Annotated in this window: 26 protein-coding genes and 1 pseudogene; 25 read left to right on the top strand and 2 right to left on the bottom strand. The window is 57.8% G+C overall.

Annotated elements, in window-relative coordinates; genetic code table 11:
- Positions 1-197 precede the first annotated feature (197 nt).
- From rpsL to OF385_RS11125, 19 genes and pseudogenes are all read left to right on the top strand, one after another.
- A complete protein-coding gene (gene rpsL, locus OF385_RS11210; protein ID WP_013349694.1) occupies positions 198-572 on the top strand; it encodes a 30S ribosomal protein S12 in 375 nt (124 codons plus the stop codon).
- The gene (gene rpsG / locus OF385_RS11205; RefSeq protein WP_022874142.1) at positions 572-1,042 is read left to right on the top strand and encodes a 30S ribosomal protein S7; all 471 of its coding nucleotides are present in this window, start codon (positions 572-574) and stop codon (positions 1,040-1,042) included. The genes rpsL and rpsG overlap by 1 nt, the downstream gene beginning before the upstream one ends.
- 69 nt (positions 1,043-1,111) lie before the next feature.
- Positions 1,112-3,226 (top strand): elongation factor G, encoded by a 2,115-nt coding sequence (fusA, locus tag OF385_RS11200; RefSeq protein WP_264275438.1) that lies wholly within the window; start codon positions 1,112-1,114, stop codon positions 3,224-3,226.
- 241 nt (positions 3,227-3,467) lie between these two features.
- On the top strand, positions 3,468-4,658 hold the full coding sequence (tuf, locus tag OF385_RS11195) for an elongation factor Tu (protein WP_022874140.1): 1,191 nt from the start codon (positions 3,468-3,470) through the stop codon (positions 4,656-4,658).
- Between the two features lie 618 nt (positions 4,659-5,276).
- Positions 5,277-6,614: a group II intron reverse transcriptase/maturase gene (gene ltrA, locus OF385_RS11190; RefSeq protein WP_264275437.1), complete on the top strand. Its 1,338-nt coding sequence runs from the start codon at positions 5,277-5,279 to the stop codon at positions 6,612-6,614.
- Positions 6,615-6,781: 167 nt separating this feature from the next.
- Positions 6,782-10,531, top strand: a complete 3,750-nt coding sequence (locus tag OF385_RS11185; protein WP_264275436.1) for a hypothetical protein — start codon at positions 6,782-6,784, stop codon at positions 10,529-10,531.
- A 421-nt stretch (positions 10,532-10,952) separates the two neighbouring features.
- Positions 10,953-11,261, top strand: a complete 309-nt coding sequence (gene rpsJ / locus OF385_RS11180; protein WP_013349689.1) for a 30S ribosomal protein S10 — start codon at positions 10,953-10,955, stop codon at positions 11,259-11,261.
- A gap of 20 nt (positions 11,262-11,281) precedes the next feature.
- Positions 11,282-11,932: a 50S ribosomal protein L3 gene (gene rplC, locus OF385_RS11175; RefSeq protein ID WP_022874138.1), complete on the top strand. Its 651-nt coding sequence runs from the start codon at positions 11,282-11,284 to the stop codon at positions 11,930-11,932.
- A 4-nt stretch (positions 11,933-11,936) separates the two neighbouring features.
- Positions 11,937-12,539, top strand: a complete 603-nt coding sequence (gene rplD, locus OF385_RS11170; RefSeq protein ID WP_022874137.1) for a 50S ribosomal protein L4 — start codon at positions 11,937-11,939, stop codon at positions 12,537-12,539.
- Positions 12,536-12,838, top strand: a complete 303-nt coding sequence (gene rplW / locus OF385_RS11165) for a 50S ribosomal protein L23 (protein ID WP_022874136.1) — start codon at positions 12,536-12,538, stop codon at positions 12,836-12,838. The genes rplD and rplW overlap by 4 nt, the downstream gene beginning before the upstream one ends.
- 33 nt (positions 12,839-12,871) lie before the next feature.
- Complete coding sequence (gene rplB, locus OF385_RS11160) at positions 12,872-13,711, top strand: 50S ribosomal protein L2 (RefSeq protein WP_022874135.1); 840 nt, start codon at positions 12,872-12,874, stop codon at positions 13,709-13,711.
- Positions 13,712-13,723: 12 nt separating this feature from the next.
- A complete protein-coding gene (rpsS, locus tag OF385_RS11155; protein ID WP_022874134.1) occupies positions 13,724-14,005 on the top strand; it encodes a 30S ribosomal protein S19 in 282 nt (93 codons plus the stop codon).
- Positions 14,006-14,064: 59 nt separating this feature from the next.
- On the top strand, positions 14,065-14,427 hold the full coding sequence (gene rplV / locus OF385_RS11150) for a 50S ribosomal protein L22 (RefSeq protein ID WP_022874133.1): 363 nt from the start codon (positions 14,065-14,067) through the stop codon (positions 14,425-14,427).
- On the top strand, positions 14,428-15,213 hold the full coding sequence (gene rpsC, locus OF385_RS11145) for a 30S ribosomal protein S3 (protein WP_022874132.1): 786 nt from the start codon (positions 14,428-14,430) through the stop codon (positions 15,211-15,213).
- Entirely contained in the window at positions 15,214-15,630 is a 417-nt protein-coding gene (gene rplP / locus OF385_RS11140; RefSeq protein WP_264275435.1) for a 50S ribosomal protein L16, read from the top strand.
- A gap of 2 nt (positions 15,631-15,632) precedes the next feature.
- Positions 15,633-15,896: a 50S ribosomal protein L29 gene (gene rpmC / locus OF385_RS11135; protein ID WP_022874130.1), complete on the top strand. Its 264-nt coding sequence runs from the start codon at positions 15,633-15,635 to the stop codon at positions 15,894-15,896.
- Positions 15,896-16,183, top strand: coding sequence for a 30S ribosomal protein S17 (gene rpsQ / locus OF385_RS11130; RefSeq protein ID WP_013349679.1), 288 nt, complete (start codon positions 15,896-15,898; stop codon positions 16,181-16,183). The genes rpmC and rpsQ overlap by 1 nt, the downstream gene beginning before the upstream one ends.
- A 114-nt stretch (positions 16,184-16,297) precedes the next feature.
- Positions 16,298-16,483: pseudogene (locus OF385_RS16750) on the top strand (RidA family protein); the annotation flags it as partial.
- 47 nt (positions 16,484-16,530) lie between these two features.
- Entirely contained in the window at positions 16,531-16,701 is a 171-nt protein-coding gene (locus OF385_RS11125) for a hypothetical protein (protein ID WP_264275434.1), read from the top strand.
- A gap of 36 nt (positions 16,702-16,737) precedes the next feature.
- Here the strand turns inward: OF385_RS11125 and OF385_RS11120 are convergent, their stop codons facing one another.
- On the bottom strand, positions 16,738-17,532 hold the full coding sequence (locus OF385_RS11120) for a helix-turn-helix domain-containing protein (protein ID WP_264275433.1): 795 nt from the start codon (positions 17,530-17,532) through the stop codon (positions 16,738-16,740).
- 68 nt (positions 17,533-17,600) lie between these two features.
- On the opposite strand from OF385_RS11120, the gene OF385_RS11115 reads away from it, so the two are divergent.
- On the top strand, positions 17,601-18,122 hold the full coding sequence (locus tag OF385_RS11115) for a VOC family protein (RefSeq protein ID WP_264275432.1): 522 nt from the start codon (positions 17,601-17,603) through the stop codon (positions 18,120-18,122).
- 35 nt (positions 18,123-18,157) lie between these two features.
- Entirely contained in the window at positions 18,158-19,114 is a 957-nt protein-coding gene (locus tag OF385_RS11110) for an endonuclease/exonuclease/phosphatase family protein (RefSeq protein ID WP_264275431.1), read from the top strand.
- A gap of 1,414 nt (positions 19,115-20,528) precedes the next feature.
- On the opposite strand, the gene OF385_RS11105 is transcribed toward OF385_RS11110, so the two are convergent.
- The gene (locus OF385_RS11105; protein ID WP_264275430.1) at positions 20,529-20,714 is read right to left on the bottom strand and encodes a hypothetical protein; all 186 of its coding nucleotides are present in this window, start codon (positions 20,712-20,714) and stop codon (positions 20,529-20,531) included.
- A gap of 268 nt (positions 20,715-20,982) precedes the next feature.
- On the opposite strand from OF385_RS11105, the gene rplN reads away from it, so the two are divergent.
- Genes rplN through rpsH form a run of 4 tightly spaced genes read left to right on the top strand, consistent with a single transcriptional unit; the run spans position 20,983 to position 22,723 of the window.
- On the top strand, positions 20,983-21,351 hold the full coding sequence (gene rplN / locus OF385_RS11100) for a 50S ribosomal protein L14 (protein WP_058254887.1): 369 nt from the start codon (positions 20,983-20,985) through the stop codon (positions 21,349-21,351).
- 2 nt (positions 21,352-21,353) lie between these two features.
- The gene (gene rplX, locus OF385_RS11095) at positions 21,354-21,698 is read left to right on the top strand and encodes a 50S ribosomal protein L24 (protein WP_060702212.1); all 345 of its coding nucleotides are present in this window, start codon (positions 21,354-21,356) and stop codon (positions 21,696-21,698) included.
- Positions 21,698-22,267 (top strand): 50S ribosomal protein L5, encoded by a 570-nt coding sequence (gene rplE / locus OF385_RS11090; protein WP_264275429.1) that lies wholly within the window; start codon positions 21,698-21,700, stop codon positions 22,265-22,267. The genes rplX and rplE overlap by 1 nt, the downstream gene beginning before the upstream one ends.
- A gap of 57 nt (positions 22,268-22,324) precedes the next feature.
- Positions 22,325-22,723, top strand: coding sequence for a 30S ribosomal protein S8 (rpsH, locus tag OF385_RS11085; RefSeq protein ID WP_013349671.1), 399 nt, complete (start codon positions 22,325-22,327; stop codon positions 22,721-22,723).
- Positions 22,724-22,739: the final 16 nt, after the last annotated feature.

Genomic DNA, 22,739 nt, shown 5'->3' with positions numbered 1-22,739 from the left:
TGTGGCAAAATGGACACAGTCCGGGTTGCGGGTAGGTTGCGCAACGAATGCCACACTTTCGCACGCCTAGGGACTTTTTGATCCTGGTTGAGCGGTAAAGCAAGCAGCTAGCTCCACGAAGGAAGCACCGAAACTCTACTAGGCAAAAGTGCTTATGACGTGGTGCCGACAAACTTAGACAATGGAAGGACACGAAAGTGCCTACTATTCAGCAGCTGGTCCGCAAGGGCCGCTCGCCTAAGGTCGTCAAGACCAAGGCCCCTGCCCTGAAGGGCAACCCAATGCGCCGTGGCGTGTGCACCCGTGTGTACACCACCACCCCGAAGAAGCCAAACTCGGCTCTGCGTAAGGTCGCACGTGTGCGCCTTGCCGGTGGCGTCGAAGTGACCGCTTACATTCCAGGTGTCGGACACAACCTGCAGGAACACTCCATCGTGCTCGTTCGCGGTGGTCGTGTGAAGGACCTTCCAGGTGTTCGCTACAAGATTGTACGTGGTGCTCTGGATACCCAGGGTGTGAAGGATCGTAAGCAGGCTCGTTCCCGCTACGGTGCAAAGAAGGATGGTAAGTAATGCCTCGTAAGGGTCCGGCGCCAAAGCGCCCACTAGTTTCTGATCCAGTCTTCGAATCCCCATTGGTCACCCAGCTGATCAACAAGGTTCTCGTAGACGGCAAGAAGTCCACTGCAGAGCGCATTGTTTACGGTGCACTCGAAGGTGCCGCTGCAAAGTCCGGTACCGACGCTGTTTCGACTCTCAAGAAGGCTATGGATAACATCCGCCCAGCCCTTGAGGTTCGTTCCCGCCGTGTCGGTGGCGCGACCTACCAGGTTCCTGTAGAGGTAAAGCCAGGCCGTGCAACTGCATTGGCTCTGCGCTGGCTGGTTGGCTACTCGAAGGCTCGCCGCGAGAAGACCATGATCGAACGTTTGATGAACGAGATCCTGGACGCATCGAACGGTCTGGGTGCCGCTGTGAAGCGTCGCGAAGACACTCACAAGATGGCCGAGTCCAACAAGGCCTTCGCACACTACCGCTGGTAAGAAATGCTTGAACGTGCTGGGCATCAACCGATGCCCAGCAGTTCTCGCCTCACCTTTTAGGGAGACAACGTGGCACAGGACGTGCTTACTGACCTGAACAAGGTCCGCAATATCGGCATCATGGCCCACATCGATGCCGGTAAGACCACTACTACTGAGCGCATCCTTTTCTACACGGGTGTGAACCACAAGCTCGGTGAGACCCACGACGGTGCGTCGACCACCGACTGGATGGAGCAGGAAAAGGAACGCGGTATCACCATTACCTCCGCGGCCGTGACTTGCTTCTGGAACAAGAACCAGATCAACATCATCGATACCCCAGGCCACGTTGACTTCACCGTTGAGGTGGAGCGCTCGCTGCGCGTGCTCGATGGCGCCGTTGCCGTGTTCGATGGCAAGGAAGGCGTTGAGCCTCAGTCTGAGACCGTTTGGCGCCAGGCTGACAAGTACGACGTTCCTCGTATCTGCTTCGTCAACAAGATGGACAAGCTGGGCGCTGACTTCTACTTCACCGTAGAAACCATCGTCAAGCGCCTTGGTGCCAAGCCGCTGGTTATGCAGCTGCCAATCGGTTCCGAGTCCGAGTTCACCGGCGTTGTAGACCTGCTGAGCATGAAGGCATTCGTCTGGGAAGGCGACGCCAAGGGCGACGTCACCATGGGTGCTGCTTACGAAACCCGCGAAATCCCTGCCGACCTGGTCGAGCGTGCTGAAGAGTACCGCGCCAAGCTGGTTGAAGATGTTGCCGAGGCTTCCGAAGAGCTCATGGAGAAGTACCTCGAAGGTGAAGAAATCACCATCGAGGAACTCAAGGCTGGCATCCGCAAGCTGACCGTGAACTCCGAAGCTTACCCGGTATTCTGTGGTTCGGCCTTCAAAAACCGCGGCGTGCAGCCAATGCTCGACGCTGTGATTGAATACCTGCCATCCCCACTGGATGTTGGCGCAATGGTCGGTCACGATCCAAAGAACGAAGAAATCGAGCTCACCCGCGAGCCTTCCGAGGATGCACCATTCTCGGCACTGGCTTTCAAGATTGCTGCTCACCCATTCTTCGGTCAGCTCAACTTCATCCGCGTTTACTCCGGCAAGGTAGAGTCTGGCGCTCAGCTGCTGAACTCCACCAAGCAGAAGAAGGAACGCGTTGGCAAGCTCTTCCAGATGCACTCCAACAAGGAGAATCCGGTAGAAGAGATCCACGCAGGTCACATCTACGCCGTGATCGGCCTGAAGGATACCACCACCGGTGATACCCTTTGCGATCCAGCTAACCCAATCGTTCTTGAATCGATGAGCTTCCCAGATCCAGTGATCTTCGTGGCTATCGAACCAAAGACCAAGGGTGACCAGGAGAAGCTGTCGACCGCTATCCAGAAGCTGTCCGCAGAAGATCCAACCTTCACCGTTTCGTTGAACGAAGACACCGGCCAGACCGAAATCGGCGGCATGGGCGAGCTTCACCTCGACATCCTGGTTGACCGCATGAAGCGCGAATTCCGCGTGGAAGCAAACGTTGGTAAGCCACAGGTTGCATACCGCGAAACCATCAAGAAGGCTGTGGAGAAGGTTGACTTCACCCACAAGAAGCAGACCGGTGGTTCGGGTCAGTTCGCAAAGGTCCAGGTCTCGTTCGAGCCTCTGGAAGTTGTCGATGGCGTAACCTACGAGTTCAAGAACGCCGTAACCGGTGGTCGTGTGCCTCGTGAATACATCCCATCCGTTGACGCTGGTATCCAGGAAGCAATGCAGTACGGCATCCTGGCCGGCTACCCACTGGTTGGCGTGAAGGCTACCCTCATCGATGGTGCATACCACGATGTTGACTCCTCGGAAATGGCGTTCAAGATCGCTGGTTCGCAGGTATTCAAGGAAGGCGCACGCCGCGCTAACCCTGTTCTGCTCGAACCACTGATGAGCGTTGAAGTTCGTACCCCGGAAGAGTACATGGGCGACGTTATCGGCGACCTGAACTCCCGCCGTGGCTCGATCACCGAGATGTCCGACGCTGCAGGCGTCAAGGTCATCAAGGCTGGCGTTCCACTGTCTGAGATGTTTGGTTACATTGGTGACCTGCGTTCGAAGACCCAGGGTCGTGCAGTTTACTCGATGACCTTCGACAGCTACTCTGAGGTCCCGAAGGCAGTTGCCGACGAGATCGTTCAGAAGTCCCGCGGCGAGTAACCGTCTCGGAACCAAAACTTGGCCGTGACCCCCATTGTGGGGAAGTGGCCGATCGCGGAGCCGGCTTCAACGCCATTGAGGCCGGCCCCGCAAACGGCCAACGAGGGATTTGCATCACATGCAGGGCCCGCAGAGGACCGAAATTTCCAAAATTATCAACGCCCCCAGTAGACTGTTTGAAGTTCGTTTGCGAACCGCGCAGACGAAAAAAGTCTTCTGTAAATGTTTCTAGGAGGAACTTGTGGCAAAGGCAAAGTTCGAGCGCAACAAGCCGCACGTCAACATTGGTACCATCGGTCACGTTGACCACGGTAAGACCACTCTGACCGCAGCTATCTCCAAGGTTCTGGCTGACAAGTACCCAGACCTGAACGAAAAGCGCGACTTCGCTAACATCGACTCGGCTCCAGAAGAGCGCCAGCGCGGTATTACCATCAATATCTCGCACATTGAGTACCAGACCGAAAAGCGCCACTACGCACACGTTGACGCTCCAGGCCACGCTGACTATGTCAAGAACATGATCACCGGTGCTGCTCAGATGGACGGCGCAATCCTCGTGGTTGCTGCTACCGATGGTCCAATGGCTCAGACCCGCGAGCACGTTCTGCTGGCCCGCCAGGTTGGTGTTCCTACCCTGATGGTCGCACTGAACAAGTCTGACATGGTTGATGACGAAGAGCTGCTCGAGCTCGTGGAGATGGAAGTTCGCGAACTTCTGTCCTCCCAGGGCTTCGATGGCGACGACGCACCAGTTGTTCGCGTTTCCGGCCTGAAGGCTCTGGAAGGCGACGAGAAGTGGGTTGCAGCTGTTGAGGAACTGATGGAAGCTGTCGACACCTTCATTCCAGACCCAGTACGTGACCGTGACAAGCCATTCCTGATGCCTATCGAGGATGTCTTCACCATCACCGGTCGCGGTACCGTTGTTACCGGTCGCGCCGAGCGTGGCACCCTTGCCATCAACTCGGAAGTTGAGATTGTTGGCATCCGCCCAATCCAGAAGACCACCGTTACCGGTATCGAGATGTTCCACAAGCAGCTCGACGAAGCATGGGCAGGCGAGAACTGTGGTCTGCTGCTTCGCGGTCTGAAGCGCGACGACGTTGAGCGTGGCCAGGTTGTTGTAGCCCCAGGCTCCATCACCCCACACACCAACTTCGAAGCTAACGTCTACATCCTGTCGAAGGACGAAGGCGGACGTCACAACCCGTTCTACTCGAACTACCGTCCGCAGTTCTACTTCCGCACCACCGACGTTACCGGCGTTATCACCCTCCCAGAGGGCACCGAAATGGTTATGCCTGGCGACAACACCGAAATGTCGGTTGAGCTGATCCAGCCAATCGCTATGGAAGAGGGCCTCGGCTTCGCAATTCGCGAAGGCGGCCGCACCGTTGGTTCGGGCAAGGTCACCTCGATCACCAAGTAGTCATTACTTGATGATTTAGATCCATAGAGATCTGAGAATTCCCCCAGCACTAATGCAGTGCTGGGGGAATTTTTTGTACGCCCAGCATGGGCATTTACTTGGAGGTGAAAGTCCTCTGGCCGAGAAGGTGGTTTAAGGCTTAGCTGAAGGCAACTGCGTCACCGCGAGGTGGGGTGGGAAGGAAGCCGGAGGCAAACCTCTGCACTGAGGAACACGAATCACATATAAGGCATGTTTGTCGGGGTAAGCCAGCAAGAGATGGTGAAGCCCGCTCCATCAAAACGGCAGGTGTGTAAATGTGGCAGGCGCAGGGTGAAAGTGAATGTTCTTATCTGGGGAGGTCTGTCCCAGTGCACCACCAGTCCTTGGACGGGTGGGGCGGTTCTGGTCGTGAGGTCAGATACTGATGGGGCAGAAGTCAGCAGAGGTCATAGTACCTGCCTGGGAATCGCGTCGGGTGAGGAACCCGATCGTTTGCCCGAGACCCGTTGTGGTTGATGAGGGAGGCAGGGAAGGGCTGAACGCTGGGAATTGATGGACTGAAGCATGAGTTCTCGTGCTCACGCGATCATCGCAGAAAACCCACGGACGTGGTGGGGCAGAGGGAGGATGGTACCGGTGAATCCGGGAGAGTATTTTCTTGCGCGTAGCGTTGAACCGGTGGCTGATGGGGAAGACATCAGGGATCAACAAGTCGATCTGTGGGAGCAGGTGTTCTCGCGAGGGAACTTGTTGGTTGCATTGAAACGTGTTGAGCGGAATAAGGGTTCTGCCGGTGTTGACGGCCTTGAAGCGCATGAGTTGCGCGCATGGTGCCATGAGCATTGGATGGAGACTCGGAAGGCGCTTGATGCTGGAACGTATGCGCCGTTGCCGGTGCGTCAGGTGATGATTCCGAAGCCTGACGCTGGGGAACGGATGCTGGGTGTTCCGTCCGTGTTGGATCGGTTGATTCAACAGGCTCTCGCGCAAGTCTTGTCCCCGATTTTCGATGAGGGGTTCGTGCCGGTCTCCTACGGGTTCCGGCCGGGCAAAAGCGCCCACGACGCTGCTTCGATGGCTCGTGAGGCCATCGAGCAGGGGTATCGGTGGGTTGTGGAGGTTGATCTTGATGCGTTCTTTGATCGGGTGAACCATGACGTGCTGATGTCCAGGGTTGCGCGGAAGGTGAAAGACAAGCGAGTTCTGAAGCTTGTTCGCAAGTATTTGACGGCTGGGATCATGGCGCAGGGTGTTCGCCGGGAAACGGTGGAGGGAACCCCGCAGGGGTCTCCTTTGTCGCCGTTGCTCTCGAATATCATGTTGGATGATTTTGATCAGGAGTTCTGGTCGAGGGATCACCGTTTCGTGCGGTATGCCGATGACATCAGAATTTTTGTGAAGTCGAAACGGGCAGCTCAACGGGTGCTGGATCAGGCGACGAAAGTCCTTGAACAGCGTTTGAAGTTGAGGGTCAATCGGCAGAAATCAGTGATCAATCCGGCGAGTGTAGCTACGTTGCTGGGTTTTGGTTTCTACTTCGTCAAAGGGTCGAAAGTCAGGATCAAGGTTGCTCCGAAGGCGTTCAAACGCATGAAGCAACGGATCCGAGATCTGACTTCTCGGCGGTGGAGTGTGTCGATGGACTACCGTATCGAGCAGTTGAATCGTTTTGTTCGGGGTTGGATGGGCTACTTCCGGTTGTCTGTGACGCCGGGGAAGTTCTCTGATCTTGATGAATGGTTCAGGCGCCGTTTACGTCAGATCCGCTGGAAGGAGTGGAAGCTTCCTCGTACTCGGGTGGCGAATCTTCGCCGTCTGGGGATTGTTAAGGATAAGGCTTATCAGTGGGGGAACAGCTCGCGTGCCTTTTGGCGCGTGGCGAAGTCCCCGATTCTTCACCGTGCCTTGCCGACTTCCTATTGGGAGGAGTTGGGTGTGGTGTTCTTTCGCCGGGCTTGGGAGCGTTTTCAGTGACCTAGCGAACCGCCGGATGCGGGCCCGCATGTCCTGGTGGTGTGAGAGGTGGGGGCTAGACACCCCCACCTACTCGATTGCTTAACATGAAACTCGAACTAGTGAGTATTTCAATAAGCTGGTCTAATTGGAAGGCGCACTGAAATTTCACTAGGGGAGTGGCTCTAATGACCGGGTTGATCGTTGTCCTTGTCCTGCTCATCGTGGGTGCCTACTTCTTTGGGCGCTCCAGAGGTCTAAACCAGCCCCGACAGCTCTCGGAACCGAGCCCCGAACGATTGCGTGAGGCGTGGCAGGAAGGCTATGAAGCCGCCACCGCATATCTGCGCCGTACCGGGGTCCAGCCCCCAGCGCAGGCGCCGCCTGCAGATGAGCGATCGCCGGCCCCATCCCAAACACCCCTTACGCCGAAGCCCCCGGCTTCCGGTCCGCAGCAAGGCGCGGGCTACGGCGCACCAGCCCAGACAGCACACCCGCTGCCGCCCGTCGCCCGTCCAGTTGCTCCGCCCAAGCCCGTCAAGGTGCTGACCAAGCGCGAACGCGAACTGCGCAATATCAACATCACCCTGTACGTGGCAGCGCTGATGATCGTCGCTGCCGGTGCGCTCTTCCTCAGCTTTGCTCTGCCACCGGTCGCCAAAGTCATCGCCTTCATCATCCTGGCTGCCGCCTTCTATGCCGGTGGCTTGATCACCTGCGCAGTGAAGCCAACGCTGCGACCCGCCGGCGCCGCCTTCGCTGGAACCGGCCTGGCGCTGTTGCCTCTGTGTGCCATTGCCACGTACAACACGCTGGACATTTCGGGGCCCGTCACCTGGCTGGTCTTCTCCGTCATCGGAACGCTGGCCGTCGGCTATGCCACCGTGAGGCTCAAGTCCCGCGTGCTCTCCTGGGTAGCGGTCTTGATTCTGGTCAGCACCGGCATGGCTTCTGCTGCGACGATGCAGCGCGGGATCCTGAACTACATGCTCATTCTCGTGGCGCTCTCCATCCTATTGATGCTCCTGGCGGTGCGCAGCCAGCGGGTCCAGGAGTCCATCTTCTTCCAAGCAATCCTCGGCACGGCACAACTCCTGCCGATTTTCGTCGTGGCCCTGACCGGGCTGCTGATCGAATCGCTGGGAAGCCGCGAATTCTTTTGGATCTTCGCACTGCTCACTGCGCAGCTATTGATGAGCATGAGGCTCCTGAGCAATCTGCGATTGACCCGCTTCTTCGCGGCCCGAGTGGCCTTCATGCTGATGCTTCTCGCGGGCTGCAACTACCTTGGATTCGTCGGCTCAACAATTGCCCTGGTCCTGGCCTACGCCTTCGCTCTGCAAGCGGGCGCAGTGCTGGTTTACTCCACGGCGTACCAACTCCGTCTGGGACTGGATCGGCAGCATGTGACCCTTGAGCGTTGCGTGCTGTGGGGGCTAGGCCTGGTGTCCATGAGCGGAGCATACCTCCTTGCTGATGAGCGCCATTCCTTCGTGCTCAGCTATGTTGCCGCCCCGCTCTTCGCTCTGCTGTGCCTCTTCGGAATCTTCCGCGCAACGCGAGCCGAAACCGCGGTAATTGCTCTCCTGCCGCTGATTGCCCTGCTGGATCTGCAGCACCATAGTTGGCGCCCGCTCGCGGTAGTCGCCGTGGCCATAGCGGGACTGACTATCGCGCACCAGCGCGCCAGTGGGCTGAATCGACTTGTCTATGGCCATGTGCGCTGGGGCCTGCTGCTGGTCGGCGCCGGCGTAGTGGGTGCCGCGATCCATGAATCCTTCGACGGCTTCCCTGGCAGGGCGGCTGCCAGTGCCACGCTCATCACCGTCCTGCTGATGGCGTTGGCGCTCTGGGCGCTCAGCCTCAGGCGCCAGAAGCTGAATGTCACGGGCATGGCGCAGGCGCATGCCTTGGGAAGGCTGGGTGCCTCGGGACTGATCTCGGTCTGTTCCTTGTGCTATCTCAGAATCCTGGCCGGCAGCGGCCACTACCTCCAGAGTCCTTTCGATTTCATGGGACTGCACGCTTTGACCTGGTTCATGATCACCACGGTGGCCACCACGGCGTTGGTGATCGCCACCGCCATGCGCGTCAAGGGCCTTCCAGTCATGCCGGAGCTGGCGGCGCAATCACTCAAGGGCGGTGAAACTGGTGCTCTGCTGCTGCTCTATGTCTTGAGCTTTGAACAACGACACTGGATCTTCGCCCTGGTCATTGGCTCGGCGGTGACGGCGAGTTTCCTGCTGAACCTGCGACGGGACAACAGCAGGGAATGGAAGATCGGCTACGCCACCTTGGCCCAGGCGCTCTTCAGCTCCATGGTGTGGTGGTTCGCCCAGAACATGGACTTTGATCTGCACGGACGATTCGCGCTGCTGCTCGTCTCAGTGAGCATCCCGCAACTTGTCCGGCTGGCACGCAATATCCGCAACGATAATCCGCTGCGCAAGGAACTGCGCTGGATTGCCATCGTCATGCTGATCGGCTTCCCGGTGGCCACCGCCGCTTACGCGACCATTGCGGATGGCTATGACCGTGGCGTCGTCCTCTTGGCCGCACTGTGCTTCGCGGTCCACGGGATCATGGCCTACCGGGCAGATGTCGAGCTGGAAGGTGTCAAGCGGCAGTATTACCTTTTCGCGCCAATTCTGTCGTTGATCCTCGTCATCGGCGTCCAAGCGCAGCAGCTGGCCGATGACTCCGGTTGGATCCGTTCGCGCTGGTGGAGCGAAGAAGCAGCGGCGGTGCTGCTGCTGGTGATGGTGCTGGCGGCCATGGCTCTTGAATGGAAATGGCGCGGGAAGCGCAACTGCTCCACGGCCACAGGCCTGGCCATCTTCTTGCCCGCCGTAGTGGCCGCCGCGTGGCAGCAGGAGTCGTGGTGGGCAGTCATCTCCCTCGCGCTGATCGCGGCGGCGATGATCATGATGGTGCATACCCGCCGTAGCGCCTGGTACTCAGCTGGCGCTTCGATGTTGCTCGCAGGGGCAATCACTTGGGCGGTGATGAAGGCGCGCGACGCCGGCGGATCACGCTTGCTTGAATCGATGGATGTCGCGTGGGCAATGATCGGCACAGGAGTTCTGCTCTATCTGATCTCCATGCTCCATGGACGGATGCGGGATTCAACTCCGGGCTATCCAGCCGTGGCTTATCGCCATGAAGACCCAATCGGGGGCGCCTCGCGGATCTACTTCGCGGTCATGCTGCTGGCGTTCCTGCTGGCCGGTTGCATCGCCCATAGCTATGGGACGGCAAACTGGAACATCATTGGAGGATCGGCGCTGATCTTCGGTGTGGCCCTGCTCTATCGGTACTTCGAACTGCCGACAGCGGCTGTGCCCTACGCCGTGGACGGCTTGATCTTCCTCGCATCGGTCCTGTCGCTGACGACCTATGCGAAGGTGATCGATGCGCCGCAGTTCAGCAGCATGATGGCCTACTTCACCGTGGTTGCGGTGATCTTGGTGATCTGGCGCACTATCCGGGTGGACCGATCCCTGGCGAAGATCTACCTGATGGCCGCCTCCGTGGCCGGGACCATGACCCTCTTCGCCTCCTTGATCGACTCCAACGTGATCACCCAAGTGATGGGGCTGGTCTTCTTCGGCTGCCTGATCGCCTGGGGGCTGAAACTGGGGGAGCGGCTGTTCATCTGGTGGGGCGCTATCGCCATCAGCCTCTCGGTGATCTGGTTCCTGCGCGAGCTGGTCTTCCTCTGGCTGGTGCTCATCGGCCTGGGGCTGATCATCGCCGCGGTCTACAAGCTGGTCAAGGTCGACAAGGCTGGCCCGTCAGCCCCTGAACCGCAGGGATACGAGCAGCCGGTGATCCAGCAAGGCCCGGCGCGCTTGCCTTGGCAACAGCCGATGCAGCCGCCGGAGCAGCAGCCGGATCAGTGGCCACCGGCGGAACCGCGCGAGCCCGATCAGCGGTAGCAGCCGTCCTGACAGGCCGGTGAGGTCAAGATCACGGGGCAGGGAGCCTATAAAAGATTTGCACGATCGTTGCCGACCTGTCAGACTGGATAAGTTGCTTGATTGCAACTCGATCCCCATTGCAGGGGTAATCGAATCTGATTTGAACAACCGGGATCGGCTCTCACGCAGGATAATGCCTGTGGTTCGGGATCGATACAACCGCTTCAAATTATAAGGCCTTCGATAGAGTGAAAACTTTGCGGTCTTGTCGCGACTGAAAATTTTGCGACACGCCCGAGTTCGGGGGTCGGAGCCTCCTGCGGGTGAGGAACCCGGATCTGATCCGGATTCAGTCGCAGCGCAAGGCGTGCCGGTTCGCAAGAACCCGTATACAGGCACAGCAATCTTAGATAGTGCTAACAGAAAGAGGCATGACGCCATGGCGGGACAGAAAATCCGCATCCGGCTGAAGTCGTATGACCACGAGGTCATTGACGTTTCGGCCCGGAAGATCGTTGAGACGGTCACGCGCGCAGGCGCAACCGTAGTCGGCCCAGTGCCGCTGCCAACGGAAAAGAACGTGTACTGCGTTATCCGTTCGCCACACAAGTACAAGGACAGCCGTGAGCACTTCGAAATGCGCACGCACAAGCGTCTGATCGACATCGTCGATCCGACCCCGAAGGCCGTTGATTCGCTGATGCGTCTCGACCTGCCAGCGGATGTCAACATCGAAATCAAGCTTTAAGGGGAGGTGGCGAGAAAACTATGACCGCAACCCGTAATTTCAAGGGCCTGCTGGGCACGAAGCTCGGCATGACCCAGGTTTGGGATTCGAACAACAACCTGATCCCTGTCACCGTCGTGCAGGCTGATAGCAACGTTGTCACCAAGCTCATCAACGAAGAGCGAGATGGCTACACCGCAGTTCAGATCGGCTACGGCCAGATCGATCCTCGCAAGGTCACCAAGCCACTGGCTGGTCACTTCGAGGCTGCAGGCGTCACCCCACGTCGTCACTTGGTAGAACTGCGCACCGCAGACGCTGCCGAGTACACCGCTGGCCAGGAACTTTCCGTGGAGCTCTTCGAAGCCGGCCAGAAGGTCGACGTCGTTGGCACCTCCAAGGGTAAGGGCTTCGCCGGTGTGATGAAGCGCCACAACTTCTCCGGTGTTGGCGCATCGCACGGTGCTCACAAGAACCACCGCAAGCCAGGTTCCATCGGCGGCGCATCGACCCCAGGTCGCGTTTTCCGTGGACAGAAGATGGCTGGTCGCATGGGTGCTGAGCGTGTTACCACTCAGAACCTGACCATTCACGCTATCGACGCTGAGAAGAACCTCCTGCTGATCAAGGGTGCCGTTCCAGGTGCCCGCGGCCGCGTCGTTCTCGTACGCAACGCCGTGAAGGGAGCATAAGTAAATGACTAAGGCACTTAACGTCGAACTGCCTGCAGAGATCTTCGACGTGCAGACCAACGTCCCGCTGCTGCACCAGGTTGTCGTTGCACAGCTTGCTGCTGCCCGCCAGGGTACCCACAAGACCAAGGACCGCTCCGAGGTTTCGGGTGCAGGTCGCAAGCCGTTCAAGCAGAAGGGTACCGGCCGCGCTCGTCAGGGTTCGATCCGTGCTCCTCACATGACCGGCGGCGGCATTGTCCACGGTCCAACCCCACGTGATTACTCGCAGCGTACCCCGAAGAAGATGAAGGCTGCTGCACTGCGCGGCGCTTTGTCTGATCGCGCACGCTTCGGTCGCGTTCACGTGATTGAGAACTTGGTTGCAGGGGAAACCCCATCGACCAAGGAAGCTCTGGCTACCTTGCGTTCGCTCACCGAGCGCAAGAACCTGCTTGTCGTCATCGATCGCGCCAACGATGTTGCAGCCCTTTCGGTTCGCAACCTCGACCTTGTGCACGTTCTGTACGTCGACCAGCTGAACACCTACGATGTTCTGGTTTCGGATGACGTAGTCTTCACCAAGGCTGCCTTCGACGCCCTGGTCCAGAAGGAGGAAGCCAAGTGAGCATCAACTCCAAGGCTCCACACGACGTGGTCATCGCACCAGTCGTATCGGAAAAGAGCTACGGTCTGATCGATCAAGGTCAGTACACCTTCGAGGTGGCACCGAGCTCCAACAAGACGGAAATCAAGTACGCCGTTGAAGCTATCTTCAACGTCAAGGTTGATTCCGTAAACACCATCAACCGAGCCGGTAAGCGCAAGCGCACCCGCTTCGGGTGGGGTGCACGCAAGAACACCAAGCGTGCCATCATCACCCTGAAGGAAGGCTCGATTGACATCTTCGGCGGTCCGCTTTCCTAAGCGGAGACCACTTTAACGAGGAATAGAAAATAAATGGGAATTCGTAAGTACAAGCCGACTACCCCGGGCCTCCGCGGCTCGTCGGTAGCCGACTTCGCAGAAATCACCCGATCGACTCCGGAAAAGTCGCTGGTTCGCCCACTCACCAAGACTGGCGGCCGTAACAACTCCGGTAAGATCACCACCCGACACAAGGGTGGCGGACACAAGCGCGCTTACCGTGTTATCGACTTCCGTCGTCACGATAAGGACGGCGTTCCGGCAAAGGTCGCTCACATCGAGTACGACCCGAACCGTACCGCTCGTATCGCTCTGCTCCACTACGTGGATGGCACCAAGCGCTACATCATCGCACCGAACAACCTCAAGCAGGGTGACCAGATTGAGGCCGGCGCAAACGCTGACATCAAGCCAGGTAACAACCTGCCACTGCGTAACATCCCGGTTGGTACCGTGATCCACGCTGTGGAGCTCCGCCCAGGTGGCGGCGCCAAGATGGCTCGTTCCGCAGGTGCTTCGATCCAGCTGGTAGCCCGTGAGGGCCGCTTCGCTCAGCTGCGTTTGCCTTCGGGCGAAATCCGCAACGTTGATGTGCGCTGCCGCGCAACCATCGGCGAAGTTGGCAACGCTGAGCAGATCAACATCAACTGGGGCAAGGCCGGCCGTATGCGCTGGAAGGGCGTTCGCCCAACCGTTCGTGGCGTTGTCATGAACCCAGTTGACCACCCACACGGTGGTGGTGAAGGTAAGACCTCCGGTGGTCGTCACCCGGTCAACCCTAACGGTAAGCGTGAAGGACGCACCCGTCGTCCGAACAAGGAAAGCGACAAGCTCATTGTGCGTCGTCGCAAGACCGGCAAGAACAAGCGATAGGAGCCTGGAAACATGCCACGCAGCCTGAAGAAAGGCCCCTTCGTCGATCAGCACCTGTTCCTGAAGGTCGTTGCTGAAAACGAAAAGGGCACCAAGAACGTCATCAAGACGTGGTCCCGCCGTTCGATGATCATCCCGGACATGCTGGGACACACCATCGCCGTACACGACGGTCGCAAGCACATTCCTGTGTTCGTCACCGAATCGATGGTTGGACACAAGCTCGGAGAGTTTGCCCCAACCCGTACGTTCCGTGGCCACGTAAAGGACGACAAGAAGGGCAAGCGCCGCTAGGCCCCGCAAGGGTACTAGTATCGCTTAGCACTTCTTCGATAGACGAGAGAAGGATAGCAATGGAAGCCAAGGCAATTGCGCGTCACATCCGCGTAACGCCTATGAAGGCCCGGCGCGTCGTCAACCTTGTTCGTGGTCTGCAGACCAACGAGGCACTGGCCATCTTGAAGTTTGCCCCACAGGCAGCTTCGGAGCCGGTATACAAGGTTGTCGCATCGGCAGTGGCTAACGCCCGTGCCGCCGCGGACCGCGCAGGTGAAGCATTCAATGAGGACGAGCTGATTATCAGCGAAGCGTTTGTTGACGAAGGTCCGACCATGAAGCGGTTCCAGCCGCGTGCACAGGGTCGCGCATTCCAGATCAAGAAGCGCACCAGCCACGTGACTGTGGTTGTTTCAACCCAGAAGGGTGGGGAGAACTAAATGGGACAGAAGGTCAATCCGAACGGTTTCCGTCTCGGCATCACCACTGACCACATCTCGCACTGGTTCGCTGATTCCAGCAAGCCAGGCCAGCGTTACGCGGACTACGTAAAAGAAGACGTACAGATCCGTGCACTGCTGTCCAAGGGTATGGACCGTGCAGGTATCGCCCGCGTAGAGATCGAACGCACCCGTGACCGCGTACGTGTGGATATCCACACTGCACGTCCAGGTATCGTCATCGGTCGCCGTGGTGCAGAAGCCGACCGTATTCGCGGCGAGCTGGAAAAGCTCACCAAGAAGCAGGTTCAGCTGAACATCCTCGAGGTCAAGAACCCTGACATGGAGGCCCAGTTGGTCGCCCAGGGCATCGCCGAGCAGCTTGCTTCCCGCGTGGCTTTCCGCCGTGCGATGAAGAAGGCAATGCAGTCGGCAATGCGCGCTGGTGCCAAGGGCATCCGCGTTCAGTGCTCCGGTCGTCTTGGCGGTGCAGAAATGTCCCGCAAGGAGTTCTACCGCGAAGGTCGTGTGCCGCTGCACACCCTGCGTGCGAACATCGACTTCGGCAAGTTCGAAGCCAAGACCACCTTCGGCCGTATCGGCGTGAAGGTTTGGATCTACAAGGGTGACGTAACCGCCAAGGAACTGGCTGCACAGCAGGCTGCTGCTGCTCCAGCTCGCGGCGGCCGCGGTGGCAACGATCGTCCACGTGGCGGCGAACGCCGTCGTCGTAACGACCGTAACAAGGGCGCTGCAGCTCCTGCTGCGGAAGGAGGAGAGGCTTAAATGCTTATCCCACGTCGAGTCAAGTTCCGTAAGCAGCACCACCCAAAGCGTTCGGGTGCTGCCAAGGGCGGAACCACCGTTAACTTCGGTGAGTTCGGTATCCAGGCGTTGACCCCGGCTTACGTGACTAACCGTCAGATCGAAGCCGCTCGTATCGCAATGACCCGTTACATCAAGCGTGGCGGTAAGGTGTGGATCAACATCTACCCAGACCGTCCGCTGACCAAGAAGCCTGCTGAAACCCGTATGGGTTCCGGTAAGGGTTCACCTGAATGGTGGGTCGCCAACGTCAAGCCAGGACGAGTCATGTTTGAACTCGGTGGCGTCAGTGAAGAGGTAGCTAAAGAGGCATTGCGTCTTGCAATCCACAAGCTGCCAATGAAGGCACGCATCGTGCGTCGTGAAGGTGGTGAATAGGGATGTCTATCGGTTCTAAGGACCTTAGCATTGAGTCCCTGGACGGCTTCGATACCGCTCGTTTGAACGAGGAATTGAAGAAGGCCAAGGCAGAACTGTTCAACCTGCGCTTCCAGTCGGCTACCGGCCAGCTGGAGAGCAACGCGAACCTGAAGGCTATCAAGCGCGATATCGCCCGCATCTACACTGTGCTGCGCGAGCGCGAGCTGGGCATTCGTCAGGATGTCGTCGTTCCGGTTGAAGAAACCAAGAAGGAATCCAAGTAATGAGCGAGAAGGAGAACGGTGTGGATAACGCTACCGAGCGTAACGACCGCAAGACCCTCCGTGGTTACGTGGTTTCCGACAAGATGCAGAAGACCATCGTCGTTGACGTCGAGGACCGTGTGAAGCACGCCCTTTACGGCAAGGTCATGCGTCGCAACAAGAACGTCAAGGCTCACGATGAGAACAACGAAGCCGGCATCGGCGACTTGGTTGTCATCGCTGAGACCCGCCCGCTGTCTGCTGACAAGCGTTGGCGTCTCGTTGAGATCGTAGAGAAGGCTAAGTAAGCCTTCGCTTCGATTTCACGGATCTCGTGATTGAAGAATGCCCCGAACACTTCGCAAGAAGAGTTCGGGGCATTTCTGCATTCTCCCTATAGTTCGCGGATACGGCACTGGATCATGCAATCACTTCAGAGACTGCGCCCAGGAGTCCTTGCCCGGTCGCCCGCCTGCAGGTACGTAGCCATCGTTGCGCCGGGAGCCAGCACCGTCTACCTTGTCGGGCAGAAGGCGGTTGATGCCGATGGCACACTGATCGGCGAAGGCAATGCCGAGGAACAAGCAAAGGATGGGTTACACAATGCAAACGCAGCGTTGGCAGCAACCGGGGCAAAGTTTGACGAGGGTGTCCAATGGAACGTCCTTTGCTGGAGGACGTATATATCATTAGCACCTATGCGGCTATCGGCACCGAACCAGCTTCAGAAGAACCACCGCTGACGTGCGCTACCATTGTTTCCCAGCGAGGCATCCCTGGCGGTCTGTTTGAAATCAACGCAGTTGCGCCGTTGGCCATTGATTAGGACACGGATTGCCAAAACACGAGTCAGCGTATCCTGCTAGCTGCTTCGATAGTCACTAGGGGAGTACCCGAGCACTTTTCGGAAGTCTGTCGACAGGTGGGCCTGGTCGGTATAGCCGAGGTCCACGGCCAGCGAAGCAAGCGAAGTTTGCGGATGCTCGCGCAAATGCAGGGCAGCTTCTTGCAAGCGATAGCGCCGGATGACTGCCAACGGTGAAAGCCCCAAGTATTTCTGGGACAAGCGCTGCAGGCTACGCGTGGTGAGATTCAAATCTTTTGCTACTTGGTCAATACGCAAAGCCGTGCCGTTCGTCGACACATAATCCAAGAAATTATTGGCCAGTTCGCCGGACTCGGTGATTGGCGGCAGACGCTGCTCCAGCCATAAGGACAATTGACGAGCACAGCCTGCATTCGAGTTTGCGTCGTCACTCAGCTGATGTTCGTGCAGCAGCGCTTGATGAAGTGCACCTGCATCAATAGTTGCTTCTTGGTCCAGCAGCAGCTGCGGCGTGCTCTTGAGCAAGGAAGCCAAATAGGGAGCTGCAGCGGGGCGGAACAGTGCGGCTACGGCCCAGCTGGTGCCGCGCAGATCCCTATGAGATGCACCGCGGCTTGGACCTGCGACGGACACACCCTCAGGTTGCACCACAAGATTCATTTGCGGAAAAGGCAGGATCTGCTGGCGGGAAAACCGGCCAGCAGCAATATCCCAACGCGAGATCCAATACCAGCTGACGTTTTGCTGCAAATGTTCGGGAGGCATGATGCGCTGGAATTCCGGCAGCCGGGCCGGATATAGAACCCCACGACCATCGTGAATATCGGCCATGCAGCAGCACCTCAAATTTGTCGCAAATTTACAAGCTCCAGCATTCCATAACGTCGTAGTCTTGTGGCATGCAAAGTCACAACGAAATGGTGCGTGGTGTCACCGGAACGCACACCACCGCTGGTGTTCCACACGGAGTAACTTCACTCACTCCATTCCTCGCTGTACCAGATGCGGCGAAGGCAGTGGAGTTCTACAAAGACGTGTTTGGAGCACGGATCATTGATGTCACCAACATGGGCGGGGTCGTTGTCCATGCCGAGATTGATTTTGGCCAAGGACACCTGCAAATTGGCGAGCCCAGCCCCGCATACGGGTTGGTGCCGCCACCAGCTGCACCGAATGCTTGCTATTCGCTCGGGTTGTATTGCGAGGACGTGGATGCAGTGCTGGCAAGGGCTACAGACGCAGGCGCTACGGTGAGGGAACCGGCGACCAATTTTGTTTCCGGCGACAGGTTCGCTTCCATAATTGATCCTCACGGCGTGAGGTGGTCCATCATGAGCAGAGTTGAAGATCTGAGCGAAGAAGAGAGCGCGCAACGGGTGGCAGCTTGGGCTGCGCAACAGTCGGAAGCCGACTCGAATTGAGCTGCATCTGCCAGGCGCTGAACTAAGCTCAAGCCATGACATTGAATCGCCCGCAACCACGTTCACAGTGGCTGTGGGCGATTCCCATGCTCCCTTGCCTGGGCATTGGAATCCTGCCCTACCTAACGTGGACAGCTGCCGGCTGGGTTCCTCGGCTCCAGGCATTCCAACCATGGATGCTGCTCGGTGCTGCCGTGGCCGTAGTGCTGGCCTCAGTCAAACGCCGGTGGCTGGTTTCGGCAGTGGTCGTGGTCTTGCTGGCCATCGGTGCGTTCCCGAACATTGCTATGGCAACCGGCGAACCGTTGCCATCGGATGCAACCCCGGAGATATCAGTTTTCTCCTTCAATGCGCTCAAGGCTGGCGCTGATGCTTGGCAATTATCGCAGAGCATTAAAAAGGCCGACCCCGATGTCTTGGTGCTCGTAGAGACAAGTGAACCTCTTCATCGGAAATTGGCTACCCAAGGAGCATTGGACACCTTGCCATACCGAAGCGCCCCGGTGCCTGCCGGGGGAGAAGCCGATACGGTGATTTTTTCGCGCTATCCAGCGACAGAACGATCAGGTTCGCTTGGCCCGGACGCGACCAATTGGTACGGATTTCCCATCGTTGACATTGCGTCTCCACGAGGGCCAATCACGGTCGTTGGGGTTCACATTTATCCTCCGCTGCAAGATGCGCGCCGGTGGCAGGGTGGGCTGCTGGCTCTGCAGCAGTGGGTTGCCGCGCAGGAAGCAGAACCAATGATCCTGGCAGGGGACTTCAACTCCACCCGAGCCCATCCACAGTTTCGAGAACTTGTCTCCAGCCTGGGACATGAACGATCGTTGTTGCCCATATCGACATGGCCAACTGGGGGAACACTGCCGCCGATGATTGGGATTGACCATGTTTTATCCCGCGGCTTCGTTCCGCTCAAGCAAGAGGCAGCCAAGATCGATGGGTCCGATCATCTCGCACTCATCGTGAAGCTCGGTGTGCCACATTAGCAGACCCCGCGCAGAGGCATTGCCCCGCAGACATGGAGCACCGAGCGGTGAATATCCGCCCGAAATATGGAAACGCAAATAAATGCCTGCCGGCGTAAATGATCTCCGCTCGACGATTAGCAGCGCAGCTCGTCAGGTCTTGCGGGTCCTCGCGAACCGCTGGTTGGGTATCGGCAACCCACTGACGTTTTGCATTCAGGACGGGACGTCGTTTGCGAGCGCTGCGGCGACAGACTTTGCTCTTCCGGTGAAGAGGGTCTTGTTATCCTTCGCGCCATGAACCGAGTCAGCATGGCCACCTAACTGGACCTCGGCGCCGTTGGGTATCTTGGAAACCCATGATTCCACCTTCGCAGAACCTATGGATGGAAGCTTCGAACGATCTGGAGGGAAAGGATGTCGGTTGCCCGGGTAATGGTAGTTTCCCCGTCCTTCTCCTGAACCCGTTCAACGGCTTTCACGGAGCCGGCGAGACCCAGGCGATGACGCTTGTGGAAGGGTCCCAAACGAGCACGAACTTGGCAATAAGAGCACTAGACGGTTCGGGCCATTCCTGCGCATTAGTTGCGGCTGCCTGTGCAGCCGGCTAGTGGCATCCGAGGGAGGCCAGCCATACCCCGCTTCCTTTGAGTCGAACCGTTCCTGCTTTCATCGAGTCTCCGGTACGTCAGTGACCTCCGCCATCGAATCGATTACTCGGATATCTAAGCGATTATTGCCATCTTCGGGAGCGGCATAAAGTCCGCACCAAATAATGGATTCATGATTTGCGGTTGAAGTTCGGATGGAATCGGCCGCCCAAGTCAGTCCCACATCGGAAATGACGCTATATTCCTTGAGGTTTGCCCGATCATCGAGGGTCGTGCGTGGCGGGGAATTCTCGAACATGTCGCCGATCGAGATGGCTGCGGGGTCACTGGCAGGCGGCAAAATCAGGAATGAGCACGTACCGCAGTGTCATGGTTTTCCCTTCGACTTTCAGAGCCTGGATGCCGGCCGTGACTTAGTCGTCTTGATGTCCCGGGTCGGTGAATTCCCTCGTGACGATGACGCTCGTGGTGGCAACAGGAGCGGTGGGCGTTTCCGATTGCCCGAACGGCGCCTGCGTCGTTGCAGCGGCGAGGTTCCTTCGGAGGACGAGGGGCCACCGGTGAGGGCGGAGAGCGCGAGAACGCTCGCAGGGCAGAGGGCCAATGCTCGTTCCAGCGTGAACGCCGATAGTCGTGAAATTGATGTGCAGCGATCAAGGCGCTGAGGCATCGGGGGTGGATGAGCACTTGTCTTTCCCTGAAATCCAGCGAAGTGTTGGCTAGAGAAGGCACCTGACTTGCTGGAATGACGTAGCACGGTATTGATTGCCGATTGCCGGCACAGTGTCTTCGTGGGCAGCAACTGCAAGTCAAAAACATGCCGACTACTCGCGGTATTCGCGGAAGAACATTGCCTGGAACATCGAGTCCGCGGTGACCTCGTGGCCCCAATCTAGCCCGTGCAATTTAGCGCTACGTGAATCCTTGCGATCCGTGGTGCCGGAGCCCGCCAAGCCGAGGAAAAGCGCGTTGGCGCATGTGACGAATAACGCCTTATTTCCGCATACCACACCATTTCGGTTTAGCGCCAATCTGCGCTAGACTAGAGAACCTGTGCGCATTGTGTTCGAGGACTATCCACCTTCGGCACGATGCAGTGCGGTCTAAATCAGTTTAGACGCATAAGCGCAGCCTCGATATTTTACGCCTCGGCCCTGCCAACATTTGGGATCAGCATTCGGTGCGCCCGCGTCGGTGGGGGTAAGCGATACATATCGTGGAGACCATATCCGTTCCGCAAGGCTCGTAAGAGAACCAGCGAGACGACAGGAGTAAGAAGTGATTCAGCAGGAGTCGCGACTTAAGGTTGCCGATAACACCGGTGCTAAGGAAATCCTTACCATTCGTGTTCTGGGTGGCTCGAAGCGTCGCTACGCAAGCATTGGCGACACCATTGTCGCTACCGTCAAGGATGCAATTCCTGGCGGCAACGTGAAGAAGGGCGATGTCGTCAAGGCAGTCGTCGTTCGCACTAAGAAGGAAATCCGTCGCGCAGACGGTTCCTACATCAAGTTCGACGAGAACGCAGCAGTGATCTTGAAGAACGAAGGTGAACCACGCGGTACCCGTATTTTCGGCCCAGTGGGTCGTGAGCTTCGTGACAAGAAGTTCATGAAGATCGTTTCCCTGGCTCCGGAGGTGCTGTAACCATGGGCGCAAAGATCAAGAAGGGCGACCTGGTTCAGGTCATCTCAGGCAAGGAACGTGGCAAGCAGGGCAAGGTCCTGAAGGTCATCACCGAGTCCTCCCGCGTGCTGGTTGAAGGCGTAAACCGCGTCACCAAGCACACCAAGGCTGGTCAGACCGAATCCGGTTCGACCACTGGCGGCATCGAGGTTGTCGAAGCTCCACTGCACGTATCGAACGTTGCTGTGGTTGACCCAGAAACCAAGAAGCCAACCCGCGTCGGCTTCCGCGAGGAAACCGTAGAAAAGAACGGCGTGTCCAAGACTGTACGCGTTCGTTTCGCCAAGGCTTCCGGAAAGGATCTGTAATGACTGAAGCAGCCACCAAGATCCAGCCACGTCTGAAGGCTAAGTACAACGACGAGATCCGCTCCGCAATGCAGGAGCAGTTCAACTACGCAAACCCAATGCAGGTACCATCCCTGACCAAGGTCGTAGTGAACATGGGTGTCGGCGAAGCTGCCAAGGACTCGAAGCTCATTGAAGGCGCCGTTCGCGACCTGACCGCTATTACCGGTCAGAAGCCAGTGATCACCCGTGCCCGCAAGTCCATCGCTCAGTTCAAGCTGCGCGAAGGCATGCCAATCGGTACGCACACCACCCTGCGTAACGACCGCATGTGGGAATTCGTTGATCGCCTGATCACCCTGGCACTGCCTCGTATCCGCGACTTCCGCGGTCTGAGCGACCGCCAGTTCGATGGCAATGGCAACTACACCTTCGGTCTGACCGAACAGTCGATGTTCCATGAAATCGATCAGGACAAGATCGATCGCGTGCGCGGTATGGACATCACTGTGGTGACCACCGCCAAGACTGATGAAGAAGGCCGTGCCTTGCTGAAGGCTCTGGGCTTCCCATTCAAGACCAACAACTAATCTCACTACGTTACAGGTCCGCTAAGGAAACCGTAACGAGGAAGGGCTGAAGCCCACATGTCTATGACAGATCCAGTCGCAGATATGCTGACTCGTCTGCGTAACGCTAACTCGGCATACCACGACACTGTGTCGATGCCGTCGAGCAAGCTCAAGGTACGCATTGCCAACATCCTGAAGGAACAGGGCTACATCGCCTCGTTCGAGGAAGTTGCAGCAGAAGTCGGCAAGACTCTGACTATCACTTTGAAGTACGGCCCATCGCGCGAGCGTTCGATCGCTGGCGTGCGTCGTATCTCCAAGCCAGGTCTTCGCGTTTACGCAAAGTCCACCAACCTGCCTCACGTGCTCGGTGGTCTTGGCATCGCGATCCTGTCCACCTCCTCCGGTCTGCTTACTGACCGTCAGGCTGCAAAGAAGGGCGTGGGTGGGGAAGTCCTCGCCTACGTCTGGTAACGGAAAGGGAGAAACA

This window comes from Glutamicibacter sp. JL.03c, from assembly GCF_025854375.1.
Taxonomy (GTDB): domain Bacteria; phylum Actinomycetota; class Actinomycetes; order Actinomycetales; family Micrococcaceae; genus Glutamicibacter.
Note: the sequence above shows the minus strand (reverse complement) of the source record. Positions and strands in the feature narration are given on the sequence as shown.

Coding starts and splice junctions, on each gene's coding strand:
- rpsG (WP_022874142.1), top strand. CDS start 572: ATGCCTCGTAAGGGTCCGGCGCCAAAGCGCCCACTAGTTTCTGATCCA.
- OF385_RS11185 (WP_264275436.1), top strand. CDS start 6,782: ATGACCGGGTTGATCGTTGTCCTTGTCCTGCTCATCGTGGGTGCCTAC.
- rpsJ (WP_013349689.1), top strand. CDS start 10,953: ATGGCGGGACAGAAAATCCGCATCCGGCTGAAGTCGTATGACCACGAG.
- rplC (WP_022874138.1), top strand. CDS start 11,282: ATGACCGCAACCCGTAATTTCAAGGGCCTGCTGGGCACGAAGCTCGGC.
- rplD (WP_022874137.1), top strand. CDS start 11,937: ATGACTAAGGCACTTAACGTCGAACTGCCTGCAGAGATCTTCGACGTG.
- rplB (WP_022874135.1), top strand. CDS start 12,872: ATGGGAATTCGTAAGTACAAGCCGACTACCCCGGGCCTCCGCGGCTCG.
- rpsS (WP_022874134.1), top strand. CDS start 13,724: ATGCCACGCAGCCTGAAGAAAGGCCCCTTCGTCGATCAGCACCTGTTC.
- rplV (WP_022874133.1), top strand. CDS start 14,065: ATGGAAGCCAAGGCAATTGCGCGTCACATCCGCGTAACGCCTATGAAG.
- rpsC (WP_022874132.1), top strand. CDS start 14,428: ATGGGACAGAAGGTCAATCCGAACGGTTTCCGTCTCGGCATCACCACT.
- rplP (WP_264275435.1), top strand. CDS start 15,214: ATGCTTATCCCACGTCGAGTCAAGTTCCGTAAGCAGCACCACCCAAAG.
- rpmC (WP_022874130.1), top strand. CDS start 15,633: ATGTCTATCGGTTCTAAGGACCTTAGCATTGAGTCCCTGGACGGCTTC.
- rpsQ (WP_013349679.1), top strand. CDS start 15,896: ATGAGCGAGAAGGAGAACGGTGTGGATAACGCTACCGAGCGTAACGAC.
- OF385_RS11125 (WP_264275434.1), top strand. CDS start 16,531: ATGGAACGTCCTTTGCTGGAGGACGTATATATCATTAGCACCTATGCG.
- OF385_RS11120 (WP_264275433.1), bottom strand. CDS start 17,532: ATGGCCGATATTCACGATGGTCGTGGGGTTCTATATCCGGCCCGGCTG.
- OF385_RS11115 (WP_264275432.1), top strand. CDS start 17,601: ATGCAAAGTCACAACGAAATGGTGCGTGGTGTCACCGGAACGCACACC.
- OF385_RS11110 (WP_264275431.1), top strand. CDS start 18,158: ATGACATTGAATCGCCCGCAACCACGTTCACAGTGGCTGTGGGCGATT.
- rplX (WP_060702212.1), top strand. CDS start 21,354: ATGGGCGCAAAGATCAAGAAGGGCGACCTGGTTCAGGTCATCTCAGGC.
- rplE (WP_264275429.1), top strand. CDS start 21,698: ATGACTGAAGCAGCCACCAAGATCCAGCCACGTCTGAAGGCTAAGTAC.
- rpsH (WP_013349671.1), top strand. CDS start 22,325: ATGTCTATGACAGATCCAGTCGCAGATATGCTGACTCGTCTGCGTAAC.